The 18,874-nt window shown below is 69.1% G+C and carries 16 protein-coding genes and 1 tRNA gene; 7 read left to right on the top strand and 10 right to left on the bottom strand.

Features of this window, described 5'->3' with window-relative positions; translation table 11 throughout:
- Nucleotides 1-251: 251 nt before the first annotated feature.
- The 5 genes from ACOJVX_RS03020 to ACOJVX_RS03000 form a co-directional block, all read right to left on the bottom strand.
- A tRNA-Leu gene (locus tag ACOJVX_RS03020) sits at nucleotides 252-325 on the bottom strand.
- Between the two features lie 170 nt (nucleotides 326-495).
- On the bottom strand, nucleotides 496-1,644 hold the full coding sequence (locus tag ACOJVX_RS03015; protein ID WP_422647223.1) for a SagB family peptide dehydrogenase: 1,149 nt from the start codon (nucleotides 1,642-1,644) through the stop codon (nucleotides 496-498).
- A complete protein-coding gene (locus tag ACOJVX_RS03010; RefSeq protein ID WP_422647222.1) occupies nucleotides 1,625-2,785 on the bottom strand; it encodes an ATP-grasp domain-containing protein in 1,161 nt (386 codons plus the stop codon). Before ACOJVX_RS03010 ends, ACOJVX_RS03015 begins: the two co-directional genes overlap by 20 nt.
- Nucleotides 2,786-3,155: 370 nt before the next feature.
- Nucleotides 3,156-4,481: an NAD(P)/FAD-dependent oxidoreductase gene (locus ACOJVX_RS03005; RefSeq protein ID WP_026417377.1), complete on the bottom strand. Its 1,326-nt coding sequence runs from the start codon at nucleotides 4,479-4,481 to the stop codon at nucleotides 3,156-3,158.
- Nucleotides 4,482-4,665: 184 nt separating this feature from the next.
- On the bottom strand, nucleotides 4,666-5,412 hold the full coding sequence (locus tag ACOJVX_RS03000; RefSeq protein WP_418154002.1) for a uracil-DNA glycosylase: 747 nt from the start codon (nucleotides 5,410-5,412) through the stop codon (nucleotides 4,666-4,668).
- A gap of 145 nt (nucleotides 5,413-5,557) precedes the next feature.
- Here ACOJVX_RS03000 and ACOJVX_RS02995 point away from each other — a divergent pair, with 145 nt between their 5' ends.
- The 3 genes from ACOJVX_RS02995 to ACOJVX_RS02985 all read left to right on the top strand — a co-directional run bounded on the left by ACOJVX_RS02995 (nucleotide 5,558) and on the right by ACOJVX_RS02985 (nucleotide 8,804).
- Entirely contained in the window at nucleotides 5,558-7,063 is a 1,506-nt protein-coding gene (locus ACOJVX_RS02995) for a S10 family peptidase (protein WP_026417379.1), read from the top strand.
- A gap of 618 nt (nucleotides 7,064-7,681) precedes the next feature.
- Nucleotides 7,682-8,329 carry a hypothetical protein gene (locus ACOJVX_RS02990; protein WP_422647221.1) on the top strand — a complete coding sequence of 216 codons (648 nt, stop codon included), beginning with the start codon at nucleotides 7,682-7,684 and terminating at the stop codon, nucleotides 8,327-8,329.
- The gene (locus ACOJVX_RS02985; RefSeq protein WP_422647566.1) at nucleotides 8,214-8,804 is read left to right on the top strand and encodes a hypothetical protein; all 591 of its coding nucleotides are present in this window, start codon (nucleotides 8,214-8,216) and stop codon (nucleotides 8,802-8,804) included. Before ACOJVX_RS02990 ends, ACOJVX_RS02985 begins: the two co-directional genes overlap by 116 nt.
- Before the next feature lie 881 nt (nucleotides 8,805-9,685).
- Here ACOJVX_RS02985 and ACOJVX_RS02980 read toward each other — a convergent pair.
- The gene (locus tag ACOJVX_RS02980) at nucleotides 9,686-10,615 is read right to left on the bottom strand and encodes a hypothetical protein (RefSeq protein ID WP_422647220.1); all 930 of its coding nucleotides are present in this window, start codon (nucleotides 10,613-10,615) and stop codon (nucleotides 9,686-9,688) included.
- Between the two features lie 199 nt (nucleotides 10,616-10,814).
- Between ACOJVX_RS02980 and ACOJVX_RS02975 the strand changes: the two genes are divergently transcribed.
- The 4 genes from ACOJVX_RS02975 (at nucleotide 10,815) to ACOJVX_RS02960 (ending at nucleotide 14,525) form a co-directional block, all read left to right on the top strand.
- Nucleotides 10,815-10,985, top strand: a complete 171-nt coding sequence (locus ACOJVX_RS02975) for a hypothetical protein (protein WP_418154738.1) — start codon at nucleotides 10,815-10,817, stop codon at nucleotides 10,983-10,985.
- A gap of 12 nt (nucleotides 10,986-10,997) precedes the next feature.
- Complete coding sequence (locus ACOJVX_RS02970) at nucleotides 10,998-12,809, top strand: albusnodin/ikarugamycin family macrolactam cyclase (protein ID WP_418154739.1); 1,812 nt, start codon at nucleotides 10,998-11,000, stop codon at nucleotides 12,807-12,809.
- A 158-nt stretch (nucleotides 12,810-12,967) separates the two neighbouring features.
- The gene (locus ACOJVX_RS02965; protein ID WP_422647565.1) at nucleotides 12,968-13,567 is read left to right on the top strand and encodes a lasso peptide biosynthesis B2 protein; all 600 of its coding nucleotides are present in this window, start codon (nucleotides 12,968-12,970) and stop codon (nucleotides 13,565-13,567) included.
- A complete protein-coding gene (locus ACOJVX_RS02960; protein WP_418154740.1) occupies nucleotides 13,527-14,525 on the top strand; it encodes a protein-L-isoaspartate O-methyltransferase family protein in 999 nt (332 codons plus the stop codon). The genes ACOJVX_RS02965 and ACOJVX_RS02960 overlap by 41 nt, the downstream gene beginning before the upstream one ends.
- Before the next feature lie 227 nt (nucleotides 14,526-14,752).
- Here ACOJVX_RS02960 and ACOJVX_RS02955 read toward each other — a convergent pair whose 3' ends face one another.
- From ACOJVX_RS02955 to ACOJVX_RS02940, 4 genes are all read right to left on the bottom strand, one after another.
- The gene (locus ACOJVX_RS02955) at nucleotides 14,753-15,799 is read right to left on the bottom strand and encodes an ABC transporter ATP-binding protein (protein WP_026417381.1); all 1,047 of its coding nucleotides are present in this window, start codon (nucleotides 15,797-15,799) and stop codon (nucleotides 14,753-14,755) included.
- A complete protein-coding gene (locus ACOJVX_RS02950; protein ID WP_418154757.1) occupies nucleotides 15,792-16,766 on the bottom strand; it encodes an ABC transporter ATP-binding protein in 975 nt (324 codons plus the stop codon). Before ACOJVX_RS02950 ends, ACOJVX_RS02955 begins: the two co-directional genes overlap by 8 nt.
- Before the next feature lie 106 nt (nucleotides 16,767-16,872).
- Nucleotides 16,873-17,853: an ABC transporter permease gene (locus ACOJVX_RS02945; protein ID WP_026417383.1), complete on the bottom strand. Its 981-nt coding sequence runs from the start codon at nucleotides 17,851-17,853 to the stop codon at nucleotides 16,873-16,875.
- Nucleotides 17,846-18,772, bottom strand: a complete 927-nt coding sequence (locus tag ACOJVX_RS02940; RefSeq protein ID WP_016700513.1) for an ABC transporter permease — start codon at nucleotides 18,770-18,772, stop codon at nucleotides 17,846-17,848. The genes ACOJVX_RS02945 and ACOJVX_RS02940 overlap by 8 nt, the downstream gene beginning before the upstream one ends.
- Between the last annotated feature and the right edge of the window lie 102 nt (nucleotides 18,773-18,874).

Genomic DNA, 18,874 nt, shown 5'->3' with positions numbered 1-18,874 from the left:
CCGACGCCGGGGTGGGAGAAGCCCGTCGCCGCCGCGCCACTCCTCGCCGGATAACACCCTTACGGGTGAGAAATTCGCGGACTGGGATCAACCACGGGTCACTTCCTGCCGAAAGACTGACAGGAGGAACCGCGCCGGGGAGGGACGGACACCGACGCTCGATAACGCCGCCACCGACGTCACGACCGACATCGCGACGCGGACCACCGGGGCCGCCGTCGGTCGCCGACTCGCGGTCTGGATCAGGGTTGTGCCCCCGGTCGGACTCGAACCGACACTGGGACCCTTTTAAGGGGCCTGCCTCTGCCTATTGGGCTACGGGGGCAGCGCGCAGCCTAGAACCTGGACGGCTCGCGTGGGGGCCACTTCGACGGAAGTCGCCCGCCCGGACCAACCACCCGGTCTGGTTCTGCGCGTCGTACGGAACTCCACCGGATCTTGCCATCCGGGCCGCTCCACGGGGAGTGGGACAACACCTCTCATTCTCACCTGTGCTCATGATCTCAAATCGGCGGCGGCGGCGTCGCCCGGCCAGCCCAGGGCGGTGAGCCCCAGCACGATCTCCCGGTCCCGGTCGAGGCCGAGCACGGACTCGAAGGACTCGTCGCGCAGCGCGGCGGTGAACGCGACGCCCAGGCTCATCGCCGTCGCCACCAGGTAGGCGGTCTGCGAGAGATGGCCCATGTCCATCTGCACCATCCGATATGCCCGCGCGGTGTCGTACTTCCACCAGGTCCGCTCGAGCGTCGCGACATGGCAGAGCTGGATCGCCGCCTCCCCCACCCATTCCTGGCCGCCACTGGCCTCGGCCACCTCCCCCGCCGACCACGGTGGCCCGAGGGGTTCGAGCACGTGATCCGCGGCGTCGTAGTGGTACCACCCCGGTTCGAGCCCGGCCACGCTCCGGACGTGCGGGTACACCTCGATCGGATGACGAGCCCCGGCCGAGGGCGAGGACTTGAAGAGGTTGCCGTCCTGGTCCGGACCCGGCCGGCCCGGGGCCGGACCGGCGAGCACGGCGAGCAGGTCGCCCAACCGCGCGGCCTCGACCGGCCGGGGGCGGAACCGCCGGGTCGTGCGCCGTGCCAGCAGCACGTCCCGCAGGGGCCGCTCACCCCAGCGCGCGCCGGACGCGTCCGCCAGCGTGGCGGCGGGCCGATCGCCGGTCCACTGGGCGCTGACCGGCGGGAGGGGGACCCCGGCCGCCCTCCCGTCCCGCCGGCGGAGGAGCGGGGACGGCGGGGGGTCGGTGACCGCCCTCTCCGCGAGTGCGCGGTCCTGTTCGTCGGCGTCGGCGTAGGGCGTGTCCCGGAGGGTGCGGGTCGCGTAGTGGAACTGGCGCGCCGAGGGTCCTCCGTCGCGCCAGGCGGCGAGCAACCGCTGCTCCGCGCGGTGCTCCGGAGTGCCCTCGACGACCAGGAGCCCCGCGTCGAGGAGAGCTGTGAGCACCGGCCACACGGCAGCCCGTTCCTCGGTGTCCAGTTCGGCGAGCACCTCGTCGGTGTCGGCGAAGGACCGGAACTCCCAGCAGAGCCGAGCGAGGGGGGCGGTCAGCTCGAACTGCCGGTGGCGCAGGTAGTCGTCGAGCACGACCCGGCCCTCCGCGAGGTGCGCGCTCGTGTGCTCAGCGACCTTCAGACGCACCGCGCAGCTCCTGGAACCTCGACGCGACCCACTCGTGGGTGGCCCTCGACACCCTGGTGTCCTCGGCCCGGTACTCGAACCACCGCCAGTCGCAGTTGACGTTGACCTCCAGGAACACCGGTTCGCCTTCCACCACGAGCAGGTCGAACGCCGCGATGTCGAGCCGCCAGTGCCGGACCAGCGCGAGCAGGGTCGCGGCGAGCGGCCGGGGGGTCTCGACGGCCTCGACGGTGACGGCGTCCGGGTCCTGCCACAGCTGGGCGGGGTCCAACTTGCGCACGCGGTAGGCGATCAGCTCGCCTCCGACGACGAAGACCCGCAGTTCCTCCTCCGCGTCGAGGTGCTGTTGCACGATGACAGGAGCCGGTTCCACGACGTCACGGGACCGGCTGGGGTCGAGCGGACGCGGGAACAACCCGTGGAGCGCCCCGGGCCTGGGTTCGAGCAGGTGGCGACCGGCGGTCTTGACCAGGCAGCGGCCGCCGCCGGGGCGATTGCGGGCTGGGCGGGTGGTCACGGCGGTGCGCGGGACCCGGAGCCCGAAGGAGGCGGCGTCGTCCAGCTGGCTGAGCCGGTCGAGGTTGCGGGTGTGCCGGGGGCTGTTGACGTGGCACCAGTCGCGCCGGACGGACAGCCAGTCGCTCACGGCGGTCCACTGTTCGATGGCGTAGGCACCGCGCAGCGAGCGCCCGTCGGCGGGGACGGCGGCGATGTCGAAGTGGCGGCGCCAGACCAGCAGGGGGCGCAGGAGCCGGTTGCCGAGTTCGACGAGCGGCGCGTCCGGGTAGACGGTGAGCGGTAGGTCGAGGCAGCGGTCGGCGTCGATGCGGACGAGCCGGATGTCCCGCTCCGCCAGGGCCAGGGAGAGCTCGTTCATCTCCATGTCGGCGGCGCGGGCGAGCACGAGGACGCAGGGTTGCGGGTCGACGGTGGTGTCGCCGGAGCCCTCGTCGACGAGCTCGGCCGCGTACATGCGCTCCTGGAAGTCGAGGCAGGTGCTCGGGGCGCGGAAGAAGTAGTCCTGGCCCTGGAGCAACAGCGGAGCCGTCAGCACCTCGCCCAGGGCGCTCGAGGGGGGTGGGGGAACGGGATCGGCCTGACCGGGCGGAGGCGCTACCGCGTCCCCGCCGGCGGAGATCACGTCAGTCGTCCTTCTTCCGGAAGATCTTCTGCTCCCTGGCGTACTCCGCCGCGTACTCGGCGAGCGCCCCGTCCTCCGCTTGACCCGAACGGAGCAGCGCTGCCAGCTCTTTCAGCGACATGGAGGATCACCTCTTTCCGACGCGCGAAACCACACCTTGGAGTGGATCACCGGGCAGTAGTTTCGGGTTCGGCTTACTCACTGTCAAGTTGAGCCGGAAACATTATCGCTCGACTGGACCATCTGAGCGAGAGTTGAATGGAAAACTACTACATGAAGTGGCGAAGGGGTCCGGGCGAACGGAGCAGCGCGCTCAACCGAACGGCGCACCCGGGCGGGAACCACGCTGTTTCCGCCTCGGTGGCACAACTCACTTGGCGGTGGCCCTGGCGAACTCGGCCTTGGGGTCCTGGATCTGCCCCATCGAGATGACCTCGCGGCGCAGCAGCAGGGCGAGCGTCCAGTCGATGACGATGCGGACCTTGCGGTTGAAGGTGGGCATCCGGCTCATGTGGTACGTGCGGTGCATGAACCACGCGGGGAAGCCCTTCAGCTTGATCCCGTACACGTCGGCGACACCCTTGTAGAGACCCAGGCCGGCGACCGAACCCACGTGGGCGTGCTTGTACTGGCGGGTCGGCCTGCCCCGCAGCGAGGCGATCAGGTTGTCCGCGAGCTGACGGGCCTGCCGGACCGCGTGCTGGGCGGACGGGCTGCACGTCGCGTTGGGGTCCGTCTCGGCCTTGGACAGGTCGGGAACGGCCGAGCAGTCCCCCGCCGACCACACGTCGGAGGTCCCCTCGACCTGGAGGGCGGCGGTGCAGCGCACCCGGCCCCGCTCGTCGAGGGGCAGGTCGGTGTCCCGGAGCATCGGGTTGGCCTTCACCCCCGCCGTCCAGACGATGGTGTCCGCGTCGAACTCGGTGCCGTCGGAGAGGACGACGCGACCGTCGACCATGCTCTCCACCCGGGTCTCGAGGTAGCAGCGGATCCCGCGCTCCTCCAGCCGGCGAACCGTGTACACACCCATCTTCGGGCTGACCTCGGGCATGACCCTGTTCGCGGCCTCGACGAGGACCCACTGGACCTCGGACTGCTTGATCGAGGGGTAGTAGCGGACGGCGTAGCGCGCCATGTCCTCCAGCTCGGCGAGCGCCTCGATCCCCGCGAAGCCGCCGCCGATCACCACGAAGGTCAGCAGCTTCCTGCGCACCTCCGGGTCCTGCGTCGAGGCGGCCTGGTCCAGCCGGGACAGCACGTGGTTGCGGAGGTAGATGGCCTCACCGACCGTCCGGAAGGCGATCCCCTGTTCCGGGAGCCCGGGGATCGGGAGCGTCCTGGCCACCGAACCGGGCGAGACGACCAGCTGGTCGTACTCGATCTCCTCGACCACACCGTCCTGGTTCTCGACGGTCACCGCGTTGCGGGCGTGCTCGATCCGCGTGACCCGCCCGGTCACCACGTGGCACCGGCGCAGCGTGCGCCGGAGCGGGACCACCACATGCCGGGGCTCGATCGACCCGGCCGCCGCTTCGGGGAGAAACGGCTGGTAGGTCATGTGGGGCTGCGGGTCGATGACCGTGACAGAGGCCTCCCGCCCGCGCAACTTTGACTGTAGGCGCAGGGCCGTATACATTCCGACGTATCCACCGCCGACGATCACAATGCGCGTCGGTCCGGACTTCACACCAGCCATGCCTCCATGGTTGCACCGGCGACGTCACCCGAACCGTTCAGTGGTGGCTCATTGTGACCCGGCTCGCTCTCCACTCCCTGCGCAAACACCATCCGTATCGGGGAACCGGACAAATCGCCGCCCTGGAAGGGCTACCACGAACGGGCTAACCGGCCCTCGTCCCCCTGGCTCAGCGTGAGGCAGTTCATTCCGCGATGTCGGCCACCCGCGCCGCCGCGCGGAGCCGGTCCTCCACCATCCCGGGGCTGAGGCGGCCGGTCGAGGTGTTGCGTTGGCTCACGTGGTAGCAGCCCAGCAGGTGCAGTGGACCGCCCTCCGACGCGGAGGGCAGCACCACGTGGGCGTCGTGCGCGAAGGCGGGGCGGGGCCGGGGGACGCGCCAGCCCGCGGCGGCGAGCACCGGCAGCACCGCCTGCCAGCCGAACCCGCCCAGCACCAGCACCGCCCGCAGGGTGGGTGCCAGCAGTTCGAACTCCCGGGCCAGCCAGGGGCGGCAGGTGTCCCGCTCACCGGGTGTCGGCCTGTTGTCCGGGGGCGCGCAGTGCACGGGTGAGGTCACTCGCGTGGACCTCAATGTCAGGCCGTCCCCGGGCCGGACCGAGTCCGGCCGGGACGCCAACCCAGCGCGGTACATCGCCGCGTACAGCACCTCGCCGGACCGGTCCCCCGTGAACATGCGGCCCGTGCGGTTCCCGCCGTGCGCGGCCGGCGCCAGGCCGACGACGGCCAGCGCCGCGTCCGTCGGCCCGAACCCGGGCACCGGCCGCCCCCAGTACTCCTCGTCGCGGAAGGCTGCCCGCTTCACCCGCGCGACCTCCTCCCGCCACGCCACCAGCCGGGGGCAGGCCCGACAGGTGGGCAGGACCTCGTCCAGCTCGTCGATCCCCGTCAGCGTGGGCGCGACGGCGGCGGGCCAGGGTGTCTCCTCCATACCTCCACCCTGCCCACCGGAGCCGTTCGTCATGTCCGGAGCCACCAGGGTGAGCACCCCCGATGTCCGGGCACCGCGTCCCGGCGGCAGCACGTGACCGGAAGGTTCTCGCGCTCGTGAGCGTCCGCTCCGTAGGCTGCGGCGCATGGCGAACACCGAGGGCGCGAGCGCGCCGAGCGAGCGGGAGGACCACGCCGCCGACGCGACGGCCACCCGCACGGCGGAGACCCCGACCGACGACCTGGTCACCACCCAGCACAGCCTGACCGTGGGTGAACGGACCCTCCCCTACACAGCGACGACCGGTCGCGTCGTCTTACGGGAGGAGGTGCACACCGACGGGGTGTTCGACGGGCACCGCCCGAAGGCGGAGATCTTCGTGACCAGCTACACGCTGGACGGCGCCGACCCGGGCACGAGGCCGGTGACCTTCGCCTTCAACGGTGGCCCCGGCTCGTCCAGCGTCTGGTTGCACCTCGGGGTGCTCGGCCCCCGCCGCGTGGTGATGGGCGACGCCGGCGACCTGCTCCCCCCTCCCTACGGACTGGCCGACAACCACGAGACCCTCCTCGCGCACAGCGACCTGGTGTTCATCGACCCGGTCTCCACGGGCTACTCACGGGCGGCCGAAGGCGAGAAACCCGATCAGTTCCACGGTTTCCGGGGCGACCTGGACTCCATCGGCGAGGTCATCCGGCTGTGGACCAGCCGCAACGGTCGGTGGATGTCACCGAAGTTCCTCGCTGGCGAGTCCTACGGAACCCTCCGGGCCGCCGGTCTGGCCAACCACCTCCAGTCCCGCTACGGGATGTACCTCAACGGCCTGCTGCTGATCTCCAGCGTGCTGGACATGGGGACCATCCGCTTCACCAAGGGCAACGACCTGCCCTACTCGCTGTTCCTGCCCACCTACGCGGCGATCGCGCACTACCACGGCCTGCACGGCGACCGGCCGCTGCGCGAGGTGCTGGACGAGGCCGAGGCCTACGCGGCCAGGGACTACCCGTGGGCGCTGGCGAGGGGAGCCCGGCTCACCAGCGAGGAACGCGCCGACGCGGTGGCCACCCTCGCGCGGCTCACCGGGCTGTCGGAGAAGTACGTCGACCAGGTGGACCTGCGGATCGAGCACATCCGCTTCTTCACCGAGCTGCTGCGCGAGCGCGGCGAGGTCGTGGGGCGGCTGGACGGCCGGTTCCGGGGCTGGGAGGCCGACGGCGCGTTCGAGCGCTTCACCGCCGACCCGAGCATGAACGCGATCACCGGCCCCTACAGCGCCGCGCTCAACCACTACCTGCGCTCCGAGCTGGGTTACCACAACGACCTGCCCTACGAGGTCCTGTCCCGTCGGGTGCAGCCGTGGTCCTACGCCGAGTTCGAGGGCTCGCACGTCCAGTCCACGGACGACCTGGCGACGGCGATGCGCGCCAACCCGCACCTGCGGGTGCACGTCGCCTGCGGCTACCACGACGGCGCGACGCCGCACTTCGCCGCCGAGCACGTGTTCGCGCACCTGCCGATCCCCGCCGCGCTCCAGGACAACGTCGAGTTCCGCTACTACGAGGCGGGGCACATGATGTACGTCCACGAGGAGTCCCGGGTCCAGCAGTCCGCCGACCTCGCCGAGTTCATCGAGAACACCCTGAACGGCTAGGACGTCCCCGACGGACAGCACACCGCGCGCCCGCCCCGCTCGCCCTCCCGGGAGGGGCGGGCGCGTCCTCGTCGGGCGTCCGGGTGGGAGGCGCGCGAGACGCCAGCACCCGAGCGAGAGCGAGGTGGGCGCGGTTCGGGACCGGGTGCGCCCCCTGACCTCCCGTCGATCGAGGCCCTCCCCGGTTGAGCGGAGGGAGCCCTCCTCGTGGCGGCGCCGGCGACCATCCGCCCTGGCCGCACACCGAGGGTGGCCGCTTCCCCAGCAGGCGGGGCTGGTGCTTGAGCCGTGGACGGCCACCCGGACCACGGCGAACACCGTCCGACACGTCGTGATCACTCGTGGTAAGAATCCGAGATGGACGTGATGCCCACCCTCGTGGCGGCCCCCTGGCCGCCCGGTCGTTCCCCGCGGGCGCGCACCCGACGCCCGGCGAACCCCGGCCCAGTGGACAGCCCCTCGTGCCGTGCGGTCGAGCGAGCCTCCGTCCGGTGCTTCCGCGAGCCGCGTGACCAGGTCAACCGGCGCTCCGACCCGGCAGCTCACCACCTCCGAGGAGAGGAAAGCCGCGTTCCCCCTGTCGCGGGCGCTCGCCGACGAACTCCTCGGAGTGAACCCATGACCCCGACCACGCACCACAGCGCCCCGCTGCGTCGACAGCTGACCGACAAGCTCACCGCCGACGGATTCCTGCGCGGCTCCCGGTGGGAAGAAGCATTCCTGGCCGTGCCACGCGAGGCCTTCGTCAGCCGGTTCGTCCTGCACCACCCGTCCGGCGAGCTGGCTGAACACGACCTGGCCACGGACGGCGCCGCCCTGGAGGCCATCTACACGAACGCCTCGTTGATCACCCGCCACGATGCCGGTGGCACACCCACCAGTTCCTCCACGTCCCCGTCGCTGATGGCGCTCATGCTCGAACGCCTCGACGCCCACCCTGGACATCGCGTGCTGGAGATCGGCACCGGAACCGGCTACAACTGCGCGCTCCTCACCCACGTCCTGGGGGACGATGCCGTCACCACGATCGATCTGGAGGCGGATCTCGTCACCACGGCCCGGTCCGCCCTCGACCGGCTGGGCTACCACCCCCCGGCTGGTCGTGGGCGACGGCGGGAACGGGGTTCCCGAACACGGCCCCTACGACAGGCTGATCGCGACGTGCGGGCTCGCACGGCTCCCTGCCACGTGGTTGGGGCAGGTCCGCGCCGGCGGGGTCATCCTCGCGAACCTCGGGTACGCGCTCGCCCGCCTCACCATCACTGAGGACGGCGGTGCCAGCGGCCCGTTCACCGACTACGCCGCGTTCATGCGCATGCGATCGGACCCGCACCACACCAGTGCGACCGGGCGGGACATCATCGAGATGGCCAGTGGGCGGGGAACCTCGGCCACACACCCCTTCCCGGACTTCCTGGACGAACGCCCGTTGGAATGCCTTCGGGTGCTCACGGACCCGGATGTCGTCAAGGTGGTGCGACACCACGACCACGGTGTCGTGCACGTGCTGGGGGACCCGGCGAGCCGTTCCTGGGCGCGCGCACGGCGCACCAGCCCGGGGCACGCCACCGTCGTCCACTCCGGCCCTCGGAACCTCTGGGCCGAATACGTGCGACTCGCGGAGTTCTGGGACGACCACGGTCGTCCCCCTCCGACGAGGCTCGGGCTGACGGTGCGGCCGGACGGGCAGCACGTGCTGTGGCTGGACCGCCCGGAGCGACCGATCGCCGAGCTCCCCTGACCACCCGCGACCACCTCGCACCACCCCGAACCCGACTCGGCCAGCGCCCCCGGCCACCGGCATGACGCGGGGCGGCGTCCCGCGCGGAACGCCGCCCCGTCACCGGCTCATCCGGCCGCCGGGTTGGCGGACCACCCGGCCCACCAACCCCCACCCGTCTTCAGGCCACGACCTTCGGCTTCTCCTCCGGGAAGTGGCACGCACTCGGGTGCGACGCGCCCTCGTCACCACCCGGCCAGGTGGCGCCCTCCACCGGGGACGTCCCCGATTAACCGCAGGGCTCCCGCTGACCGCGCACCGACAGATCCGGCACTGCTAGCCGTCCGACCAGAAGACATGCTTTCCCCCTTGCCAGGCCACCTGGTTCGCACGGTGTGGAACGGACGGCTAAGCCAAATGACCTCCGTTACCAGCGGCCAGCGCGTGGTGAACGCGGTGAGTGAGGTGGACTGTTCCAGGTTCGCTTCTCCAAACATGAAGGCGGCGGATGAGGTCTCGGGCGTAACCAGTGGCGCGAACTGAGGCAACACGGGAGAGGATGTCGACGGCTCGATGACCGTACCCAAGTGCGGCGTCCAGATCTGGAGCCGGGCCTTGCAAGTAGGTAGAGGCGAGCACGGTTAGTCGTAGACCGTGGGATCGGGCGAAGGTGTCGGTCGGCGTGCCAGCGTCAGCGTTCCAGCGCCAGGCCGGCCCGGGGAGCCCCAGATCCCGATGCAGTTCTACGGCATCGGCGGAGAGCCGCGAGTAAGCGTAGAAGTCGATCCAGTCGGGATCACCCCCGCGATGCTGGTCAGCTCTGCTTAGTAGGGTCTCTGAGGCTAGGAGGGCTGCAGCCGCAGCGCGTTTGTCATGAGTCCGGGCGTGGGCACGAGCTTCGATCAACTTGTAGAAGGCCAGTACACGAGGTGTGGCAGTACGCTTCGCACGTTCATACGCACCTTGACACATGTCGATGGCGTCGTCATGAAAACGTTAAGCGCTGCTTGCAGCGCGGCGCACACCAGCACGTATCCACCCAAAGGGACGTCGCCAGCAGCCCGGGCCAACCGCAGCGCCTGAACGTAGTGCCGTTGCGCGACGGCGTGCTGGCCTGCGTCGAATGCTGTCCAGCCGGCCAGTCTGGCGAGTTGTGCGGTGGCAGAGAACAGCTGTCGGCCAACGCGGTCCGTGTAGCGCCCATGCAATAGGGGAGCTGCCCGCTCACGTAGGCAGGTGAGGACAGCCGAAGATCGCCAGCTTCCACCGCCATAGCGTGAGTCCCAGCGTCGCGAGTCCTCGGCGACCGCGCGCAGTTCGGCGATGTCGGCCGCGCCTACCGTAAGCGAGCCGGCCGGATGGTCCGGCCTGCCTTCGATCGGCTTGATCAGCCAGCGCCGAAGCGGGTTCGTCCATCCGGACATGGCTAGCCCCCCGTGGGCTGAAGAGCCCAGGCTGTCCACCAATCTCCAGTACTGGGTCGCGTTGATAATCGCCTGCGGTAGTTCGCGAGGAAAGTCCAGGCCCACGGTTCCCAGGTCTGCATCGTCAGCCTGAAACCCGATGGAAGCCAGCGGCACCGGTCTGCCGAGCCTCTCCGCGAGTGCTTGAGCTATCAATGGTCTGATCGCAGGTTCGGGTGTGATCCCACGCCGTGTCCAGTTGGCAAGACTGGTGTGCGTGTAGGCGGTGTGCCGCCCGTTACGCGCGGCTAGTTGATTGATACGTAGCGCGAGACTTTTGTGACTGGCCCCAGACTCGACGATCAGACCTTCGAGCAGTGGGTTGTACTTGCTGTTGCCCTTGAAACTCTCCGGACCGGAACGAGGCATCCTCCACCCCCACTTGCACCTCCGCCGAACAGAAACGCCAGGAGTAGCCGTCAAGACTCCCATCCTAACCATGCCATGTGATCCGTGAGCCCCCTTCATGAGTCTCCCAACGAACCGTGCCCAGCATGTTTCCTGGCCATGTGGTCCCGGCCCCAGCGGAGGCAGGGCCGGTTCGAGAATCGAATGAGGAGCGGAAAAGATGTCGAACAACAGCCCAGTTCCTTACAGCGTGGGCGCCGACGTGCCCACCCCGCCCCCAGTCGCCGGATACGACGCTCCGATCGCGATCGACGCAGGTAGCGCCGTAGACGTGGTCCAGGCGTGGGGTTCCGACACCGATGCCGACGGCAAGTGCAGCTACTACCACTGACCAGGAATCGCGATGCGCTGGTTCGGTACCCTTCTTGGCCAGGGTCCTGACGTCGCGCCTCCCGTGAGCGGGGCGAGCTGGAGAAGTGTCACGGCAGGCCGACTGCGGCTGTGGCACTCCACACCGGCACCCGCTCATGGGGTGCGTCAGGTCGAGGCGGACGGCTGCACAATGCTGGTGCTGGGGTGCTGCACCAGCAGCGGCCCCCAACTCCTTTCCGTCGCCCGCCGGGTGGGGCGAGGTCACACGGAGGCGTTGGCGGAGGTCGACGGAAGCCGGGTCGTCATCGCGGCGCGCGCCGACAGCGTTGTCCTGCTCGGCGATCTAGCTGGGCAGCGCCTTGTGTTCTACACACAAACCCCGGCTGGTGGCCTTGTAATAGGTTCCGACTCTCGTACCGTCGCGGCAGCGGCGGGGGCACCCATTCTCGCCCGCGAGTGGGTAGCAACCCACCTGTTGATGACCACTGCCCCGAATGTGTGGTGGACCGGGACGCCATGGGTTGGTGTGCGAACTCTACGGCCTGGCTGGTTGCTGCACACTAGACCGAACCGGCTGCCGCTTGCTCGGCCAGGCCCCTCACTCCCAAAGCCCGAATGCGGCTTCCTGGAGGCTTCGGTGTCATTGCGGGAGGCGCTGGGACGCGCGGTGCACACACGCATGGTGGCCGCGAGCCGTCCCACGACGGACCTCAGCGGTGGCATGGACTCCTCCACGATTACCGCGCTGGCCGCACGCACTAGCGCACCGCTCTCAGCGTTCACGCTCAACGCGTCCGGTAGTGACGATATCCAGACGGCTAAGGTAGTCGCTGCTTCGTGCCCGTCGATCGAACACATCACGCTCGGTCTCCCGGACTCGGTCGCATCAGCCTACTCGGATCTTGACGAGTTCCCAGTAGGCGACGAACCTGCTGTACACCTGGCCTCGGCTCACTCCCGTGCCCAGTGGTGGTTGCGGCAACTGGTTGACCACGGCTCGGATCTCCACCTGAGTGGCGAGGGTGGCGACAACGTCTTGCAAGCTTCGCCGGCATATCTGGCAGATCTCGCCACGCCGAAACGCATGCCCCTGTTGTGGCGACACGCCGTAGGTTGGGCACGGTTGCGCCACCAGTCCCCGCTCACCCTGGTAATGGCAGCACTGCGGTTGCACCGAGTGAACTACCGGGAGGCGTTGATCGATGCCGCGCGGGCACTGCGTGGTTCCCAATCACAGTCTCCAGGATGGTACGGGTTGGTAAGCTGGTTCGGTCGTCCGCGAGCGGAAGCTTGGGCCACGTCCGACGCTCGTCGTCTCGTAGCTGCCGTAGTGGACCGGGCCGCGGACGAGAACCCAACGCCGCTCGTGCCTTCCCAGGGGTTCGGAGTCGGCGACACGGCAGCCCTGTTAACGCTGCACTGGGCTGCTCGTGCGGAACGCCAGTACACCTGGGCTGCCCAGCAGTGCGGCGTGAACTACCACTCTCCATACCTCGACGACGGTGTTGTCCGAGCTTGTTGGTCACTTCCAGCCTGGCAGCGCACCGATCCCCGAATACTCAAACCCCTGCTGCGCGGCGCATTCAGCGGAGACATACCGTCACCAGCTTTGCACCGTCATACCAAGGGCAACGTGACCACCCTCATTTATCAAGGGATTCAGCTCAATGCCCCTGTTCTGCAGGATCTGTTCACCCAATCTCGGTTGGCGGAGCTGGGGCTCGTCCATGAAGATGAAGTTCGTAAGGAGATTCGCCGTGGCGCAGACCTTCTACCAGTCAGGATCGCTGCACTGGACGCCGTCGTGAGCGCTGAACTTTGGCTGCGTGGGGTGACCCGGTGATCGGCGCCGCAGTCCTACCGAGCGGACATGTCCTAGTTCTGGCCAGTAACGGGCGAATTTACCAGTTCAACTCTGCCGCCGTTTCCGCGTGTGCGGACCTGGACCGACACTGCGGAGATTTTTGGAAGACGGCCGAAAATATCGCCGAACGATACTCCATGGCGCCCGCCCTTATAGCCCACGACCTGCACGGGTTGATCGCAAGCTTGCAAGCTGCGCAGTTGTCACCCGCAGCCCTGATCGCCATCACCCACCACAAGCCGAAGGAACAGCCAGCGTTTCCCTACACTGCTGCGAGCAACAGTCCAATGGTGCTTACATCAACCCCAGTCACGAGCACTCACAACGTTCTCGGCGCATCCGTTCTCGCTGCCGCCATCCGATGCGTCCTGCTGATCATGCCGTTCAGGTGGGTGATCTGGGGTCTACGCGAACTGGCCTGGACCGCGACTCGTACAGCGAACAGGGCAGAGGTCGACGCCGCCTTGGCCGCAGTGGATGCCGCCGCTCGCTGGCTGCCGTGCAGGATGGCGTGCCTGGAAAGATCAATAACAGCGTTCGTGCTGCTCGCGGTGCGCCGTCGAGGAGTGACCTGGCACATCGGAGCGAGATCATCTCCGCTGGCCCTACACGCGTGGCTCGCAGACGCCGATGGTCCCATTGGTGAACCCGCTTCCGCCGGTTCCCACCAGCCCCTGACCACGATCGGAGGAGCACGTGACCGGCATCGTCGACCACGACGGCTGGACGATGACTGAACAGGGTCGGCGCCTGCCGCAGACCAGCAGTCCCGCCGTCATCCGCGCCATGCTCGATCTGCTGGACGTGCGGCCGGGACTGCGGGTGCTGGAGATCGGCACCGGCTCCGGGTACTCCTCGGCGCTGCTGTCCCACGCGGTTGGCCCGTCGGGTCATGTCGTCACTCTCGACATCGACGACGCGCTCATCGCCCGGGCGCACGACCTGCACCGGCGCGCGGGCACCACCAACGTCGACCCGCGCGTCGGCGACGGGTACCAGGGGTGGGCCGCCGGTGGCCCCTACGACCGGATCATCGCCTGGGCCACCCCGCACGTCCTGCCGCGACCGTGGATGGAGCAGGTGACACCGGGTGCGGTCGTCGTCACCTCCGTCAAGGTCGCCGAGGTCGCCCTGGCCAACGCCGTACTGCGCTGCCACGTCACGGGAGGACAACCGTGGCTGCTCAGCCCGCACCCAGGCAGCATGATCGAGATGCACGCGAGGGTCCTCACCGAGTTCCGGCTCCCGATCCGCTACGTGGACGCGGCACGACACACACCCCAGGGACCGTGCTGGATCAGCGGGGCCGCGCTGCACGCCCATCCCTCCGCTGCCGCCGAACTCCTGCGCGACCTCACCCCCACGATGACCCCGCTGCCGTCGGCCCCGGAGAACCGCGACGGCTTCAAGGCATGGGTGTTGGCCACCCACCCCGACCAGGCCGCCACCGCTGGCGACCCCGAAGGGTGGGGGATCGGCCTCGCCGGCCATGACAGCGCGGCAGTGGTACGGCCGGACGGCACGATCCACCACGCCGGGTCCGATCGCCTGCTCCACCAGCTCAGGCGATCGGTGCGGGCCTGGAACGACGCCGGCCAACCCGGTTTCGAGGCCCTGACCGCCCACGCCCACCCCACAGCCGAGGGCTGGGCGGTACGCGTGTCCCGGCGGCAGCAGGGGCTCACCGATCCGTGAACCGTGGGACGGGCAGCACGTGTTGTGGCTGGACCGCCCGGAGCGACCGATCGCCGAGCTCCCCTGACCACCCGTGAGCACCTCGCACCACGCCGAACCCGACTCGGCCAGCGCCCCCGGCCACCGGCATGACGCGGGGCGGCGTCCCGCGCGGAACGCCGCCCCGTCACCGGCTCATCCGGCCGCCGGGTTGGCGGACCACCCGGCCCACCAACCCCCACCCGTCTTCAGGCCACGACCTTCGGCTTCTCCTCCGGGAAGTGGCACGCACTCGGGTGCGACGCGCCCTCGTCACCACCCGGCCAGGTGGCGCCCTCCACCGGGGACGTCCCCGGGTCCACCAGCGGCGGCGTCTCGGTGGCGCACAGGTCCCGCGCCTTCCAACACCGGGTGCGGAACCGGCACCCGGAGGGCGGGGACACCGGGCTGGGCACGTCCCCGGTCAACCGGATGATCTCCCGCTGGCCGCGCAGCGACGGGTCCGGCACCGGCACCGAGGACAGCAACGCCTGGGTGTACGGGTGGGTGGGGTGCTCGTAGATCTGCTCCTCGGTCCCCATCTCCACCATGCGGCCCAGGTACATGACGCCCACCCGGTCGGAGAGGTGCCGCACCACGGACAGGTCGTGCGCGATGAACACGTACGACAGGGAGAACTCGCGGCGCAGCTCCGCGAGCAGGTTCATCACCTGCGCCTGGATCGACACGTCCAGCGCCGACACCGGTTCGTCGCAGATGATCACCTTCGGCCGCAGCGCCAGCGCCCTCGCGATGCCGATCCGCTGCCGCTGACCGCCCGAGAACTGGTGCGGGTAGCGGTTGACGTGCTCGGGGCTGAGCCCGACCACGTCGAGCAGTTCCCGCACCTTCGCCTTGCGGTCACCCTTCGGGGCCACCTCGGGGTGGATCTCGAAGGGCTCGCCGATGATGTCCCCGACCGTCATCCTCGGGTTCAGCGAGGTGTACGGGTCCTGGAGGACGATCTGGATGTCCCGGCGCAGCCGTCGCAGCGCCGACCCGTTCAGCGAGAAGATGTCCTGGCCCTCGAACAGCGCCGTACCCGAGGTCGCCGGTTCCAGGCGCATCAGCACCTGGGCCAGGGTGGACTTGCCGCACCCCGACTCACCGACCACGCCCAACGTCTCGCCCTTGTTGAGGTCGAACGAGACGCCGTCGACGGCCTTGACCTGTCCGATGGTGCGCCGGAACAGCACCCCGCGCTTGACGGGGAAGTGCTTGACCAGGTCGCGCACCTGGAGGATCGGCTCACTCATCGCGCATCAACTCATCACTACGGTGGCAGGCGCTGACGCGCCCCTCGGCGATCGGCAGCAGCTCGGGGTCCTTCTCCCGGCAGAGGTCGATCGCCATCGGGCACCGGGGGTGGAACGGGCAGCCCTTCGGGATGGCGGTCAGGCTCGGCGGGAGGCCCTTGATCGTGTTCAGTTCCTGACCGCGCTGGTCCAGCCTCGGCATGGAGTCCATCAGCGCGCGGGTGTACGGGTGGCCGGGTCGGCGGTAGATCGAGTGGACGTCCGCCTCCTCGACGATCCGCCCCGCGTACATGACGGCGATCCGGTCCGCGACCTCGGCGACCACGCCGAGGTCGTGGGTGATGAGGACCATCCCCATGTTCCGCTCGCGCTGGATCTCCGCGAGCAGGTCCATGATCTGCGCCTGCACGGTGACGTCCAGCGCGGTGGTCGGCTCGTCCGCGATCAGCACCTCGGGATCCAGGGCGAGCGACATCGCGATCATCGCCCGTTGCCGCATCCCGCCGGAGAACTCGTGCGGGAACTGCCGCACCCGGCCCTTGGCGTTGGGGATGCGCACCAGGTCGAGCAGTTCGATCGCCCGCTTCCTGGCGTCCCTCCTGCTCATGCCGCGGCGCTGCCGGAGCTGCTCCTCGATCTGGAACCCGACGGTGAACACCGGGTTCAGCGCGGAGAGCGCGTCCTGGAAGATCATGGCGATGCCCTCGCCTCGGACCTCCCGCCGCCGGCTGGCGGTGGCGGTGAGCAGGTCCTCGCCCCGGAACCGGATCTCTCCGGCCGTGATCGCGGCTGGCGGCATCTCCAGGATGCCCATCACGGTGTTGGCGGTGACGCTCTTGCCGGAGCCGGACTCGCCCAGCACCGCCAGCGTCTCACCGGCGTCGACGTGGTAGCGGACCCCGTTGAGGACCCTGGCCACGCCTTCCCGCGTGCGGAACTCCACGTGCAGGCCAGAGACCGCCAGCAGCGGTTCCGCACCCTGCTGGACGACGGCCGGCGCCGCCGGGTCCTGAAGCGGAGACTCGTTCGGCGGTTCCGCCGGATGTCCCTCCGTTGACACGTTCGGCACCTCCTTATCGCATCTTCGGGTCGAGGGCGTCGCGCACCGCGTCGCCGAGCATGACGAAGGCCAGCACGGTGACGGCCAGCGCGCCAGCCGGGAACAGCAGCATGTGGGGGGCGATCCTGAGCAGTTCCTTCGCGTCACTGATCATCACGCCCCAGGACACCACCGGCGTCCGCAGACCGACGCCCAGGAAGGACAGCGTCGCCTCCAGGGCGATGTAGGTGCCCAGGGCGATGCTGCCGTAGACCAGCACCGGGGCCAGGGTGTTCGGCAGCAGGTGCCGGAAGATGATCCTGGTCGGGCTCGCCCCCAGTGCCCGAGCCGCCTTCACGTAGTCCTGCTGCTTCGCGGTGAGCGCGGCGGACCGCATGATCCGCATCGTCACCGGCCAGGACAGCACGACGATCGAGAAGATGACCTGGAAGATGATCCGGACCGGCCCGTAGGGCGTGCCGGGAGGGTTGAACGTCGACAGGATGACGATCGCGCCGAGCACGAAGGGCAGCCCGAAGAAGACGTCCGCGAACCGGGACAGGATCGCGTCAAGCCAGCCGCCGTAGAAGCCGGCGAACAGGCCGACGAGGCTGCCGAGCAGCACGGTGCCCAGGGTGGCGAGCACCCCGACCACCAGCGAGGCCCGAACCCCGTGGATCACCCGGGCGTAGATGTCCCTGCCCTGCTGGTCGTAACCGAACCACGCGTCGGCGGAGGGCGTCTGCCTGGCGAGGGAGAGATCGGCCTTGGTCGGGTCCACCGAGGTGAACAGACCGGGGAAGAGCGCCATCACCGTGAGGAACAGGATGATGACCGCCGAGATGATGAAGATCGGCCTGCGGCGCAGGCTCACCCACGCGTCGCCCCACAGGCTCCGCTGCTTGCCGTCGTCGGCTCCGCCGCCTGGCCGGGCGCCGTGCCCCTCTGCGGTGATCTCCTCCTGTGCGCGGGTCTCCATCTTGCCCGCGCTGGCCGCGGCCGTCGGGTCAGTCATAGCGAATCCTCGGGTCAAGTACCGCGTAGAGCAGGTCCACGAGCAGGTTCATCACCAGGTAGACGATCACCAGCAGCACGACGACCCCGGTGACCGTGGTGCCCTCCTGCCGGGCGATCGAGCGGAAGACCAGGCCTCCGATGCCGTTGATGTTGAAGATGCCCTCGGTGACGATGGCGCCGCCCATGAGGGCGCCGAGGTCGGTGCCGAGGAAGGTGACCACCGGGATGGCCGAGTTGCGGAGCAGGTGCACTCCCACCACCCGGTGCTGCGGCTGCCCCTTGGCGACGGCGGTGCGCACGAAGTCGGCGCGCTTGTTCTCGGCGATGCTGGTCCTGGTGAGCCGCGCCACGTAGGCCATCGACACGCTGGCCAGCACGAATCCAGGTGCCAGGAGCTCCCCCCAACTCGCGTTCCCCGACACCGTCGGCGCGATCCAGCCGAGCTGGAGCCCGAACACGGTCTGCACCAGGTAACCGGTGACGAAGGTGGGGATGGCGATCAGGAACAGGGTGGAGACGAGGACGAGGTTGTCCATGAAGCCCCGACCGCGCAGGCCGGTGAGGATGCCGGCGATGACACCGATCAGCGCCTCGAAGAGGAGGGCGATCAGCGCGAGCCGGATGGTGACCGGGTAGGCGTTGCTGATCAGCGTGCCCACCGAGGTGCCGGAGAAGGTCTCCCCGAAGTCCCCCTGGAGCAGGTTGAGCAGGTACTTGCCGTACTGGATGAACAGCGGGTCATCCATGTTGAACTTCTCACGCATGACTGCCACGAACGACTCGGGGCAGGGGCGTTCGCCGCACTTGCCGGCGAAGGGGTCTCCGGGCAGCGCCCAGACCAGCAGGTAGATCAGGAACGTCGTGCCGATGAAGACCGGTATCAGCTGTAGCAGTCGTCTGGCCACATAGCGGCCCATGGGTCCTCCTGAACCCCGTTCCGTTCGTGGTGGGTGGGGCCCGGACGGCGGAAGGGCCGGGACCGTGCCATCTGGGCCACGGTACCCGGCCTGTTCACCTGT

It is taken from the genome of Actinoalloteichus caeruleus, from assembly GCF_049311605.1.
GTDB lineage: Bacteria > Actinomycetota > Actinomycetes > Mycobacteriales > Pseudonocardiaceae > Actinoalloteichus_B > Actinoalloteichus_B caeruleus.
Note: the sequence above shows the minus strand (reverse complement) of the source record. Positions and strands in the feature narration are given on the sequence as shown.

Bases quoted from the DNA above. Each gene is read 5' to 3' on its own strand.
- ACOJVX_RS02955 (WP_026417381.1), bottom strand. From the start codon at position 15,799: ATGAGTGAGCCGATCCTCCAGGTGCGCGACCTGGTCAAGCACTTCCCC.
- ACOJVX_RS02990 (WP_422647221.1), top strand. From the start codon at position 7,682: ATGACCCCGACCACGCACCACAGCGCCCCGCTGCGTCGACAGCTGACC.
- ACOJVX_RS02970 (WP_418154739.1), top strand. From the start codon at position 10,998: ATGCGCTGGTTCGGTACCCTTCTTGGCCAGGGTCCTGACGTCGCGCCT.
- ACOJVX_RS03000 (WP_418154002.1), bottom strand. From the start codon at position 5,412: ATGGAGGAGACACCCTGGCCCGCCGCCGTCGCGCCCACGCTGACGGGG.
- ACOJVX_RS02995 (WP_026417379.1), top strand. From the start codon at position 5,558: ATGGCGAACACCGAGGGCGCGAGCGCGCCGAGCGAGCGGGAGGACCAC.
- ACOJVX_RS02980 (WP_422647220.1), bottom strand. From the start codon at position 10,615: ATGCCTCGTTCCGGTCCGGAGAGTTTCAAGGGCAACAGCAAGTACAAC.
- ACOJVX_RS02965 (WP_422647565.1), top strand. From the start codon at position 12,968: ATGGCGCCCGCCCTTATAGCCCACGACCTGCACGGGTTGATCGCAAGC.
- ACOJVX_RS02940 (WP_016700513.1), bottom strand. From the start codon at position 18,772: ATGGGCCGCTATGTGGCCAGACGACTGCTACAGCTGATACCGGTCTTC.
- ACOJVX_RS02945 (WP_026417383.1), bottom strand. From the start codon at position 17,853: ATGACTGACCCGACGGCCGCGGCCAGCGCGGGCAAGATGGAGACCCGC.
- ACOJVX_RS03005 (WP_026417377.1), bottom strand. From the start codon at position 4,481: ATGGCTGGTGTGAAGTCCGGACCGACGCGCATTGTGATCGTCGGCGGT.
- ACOJVX_RS02975 (WP_418154738.1), top strand. From the start codon at position 10,815: ATGTCGAACAACAGCCCAGTTCCTTACAGCGTGGGCGCCGACGTGCCC.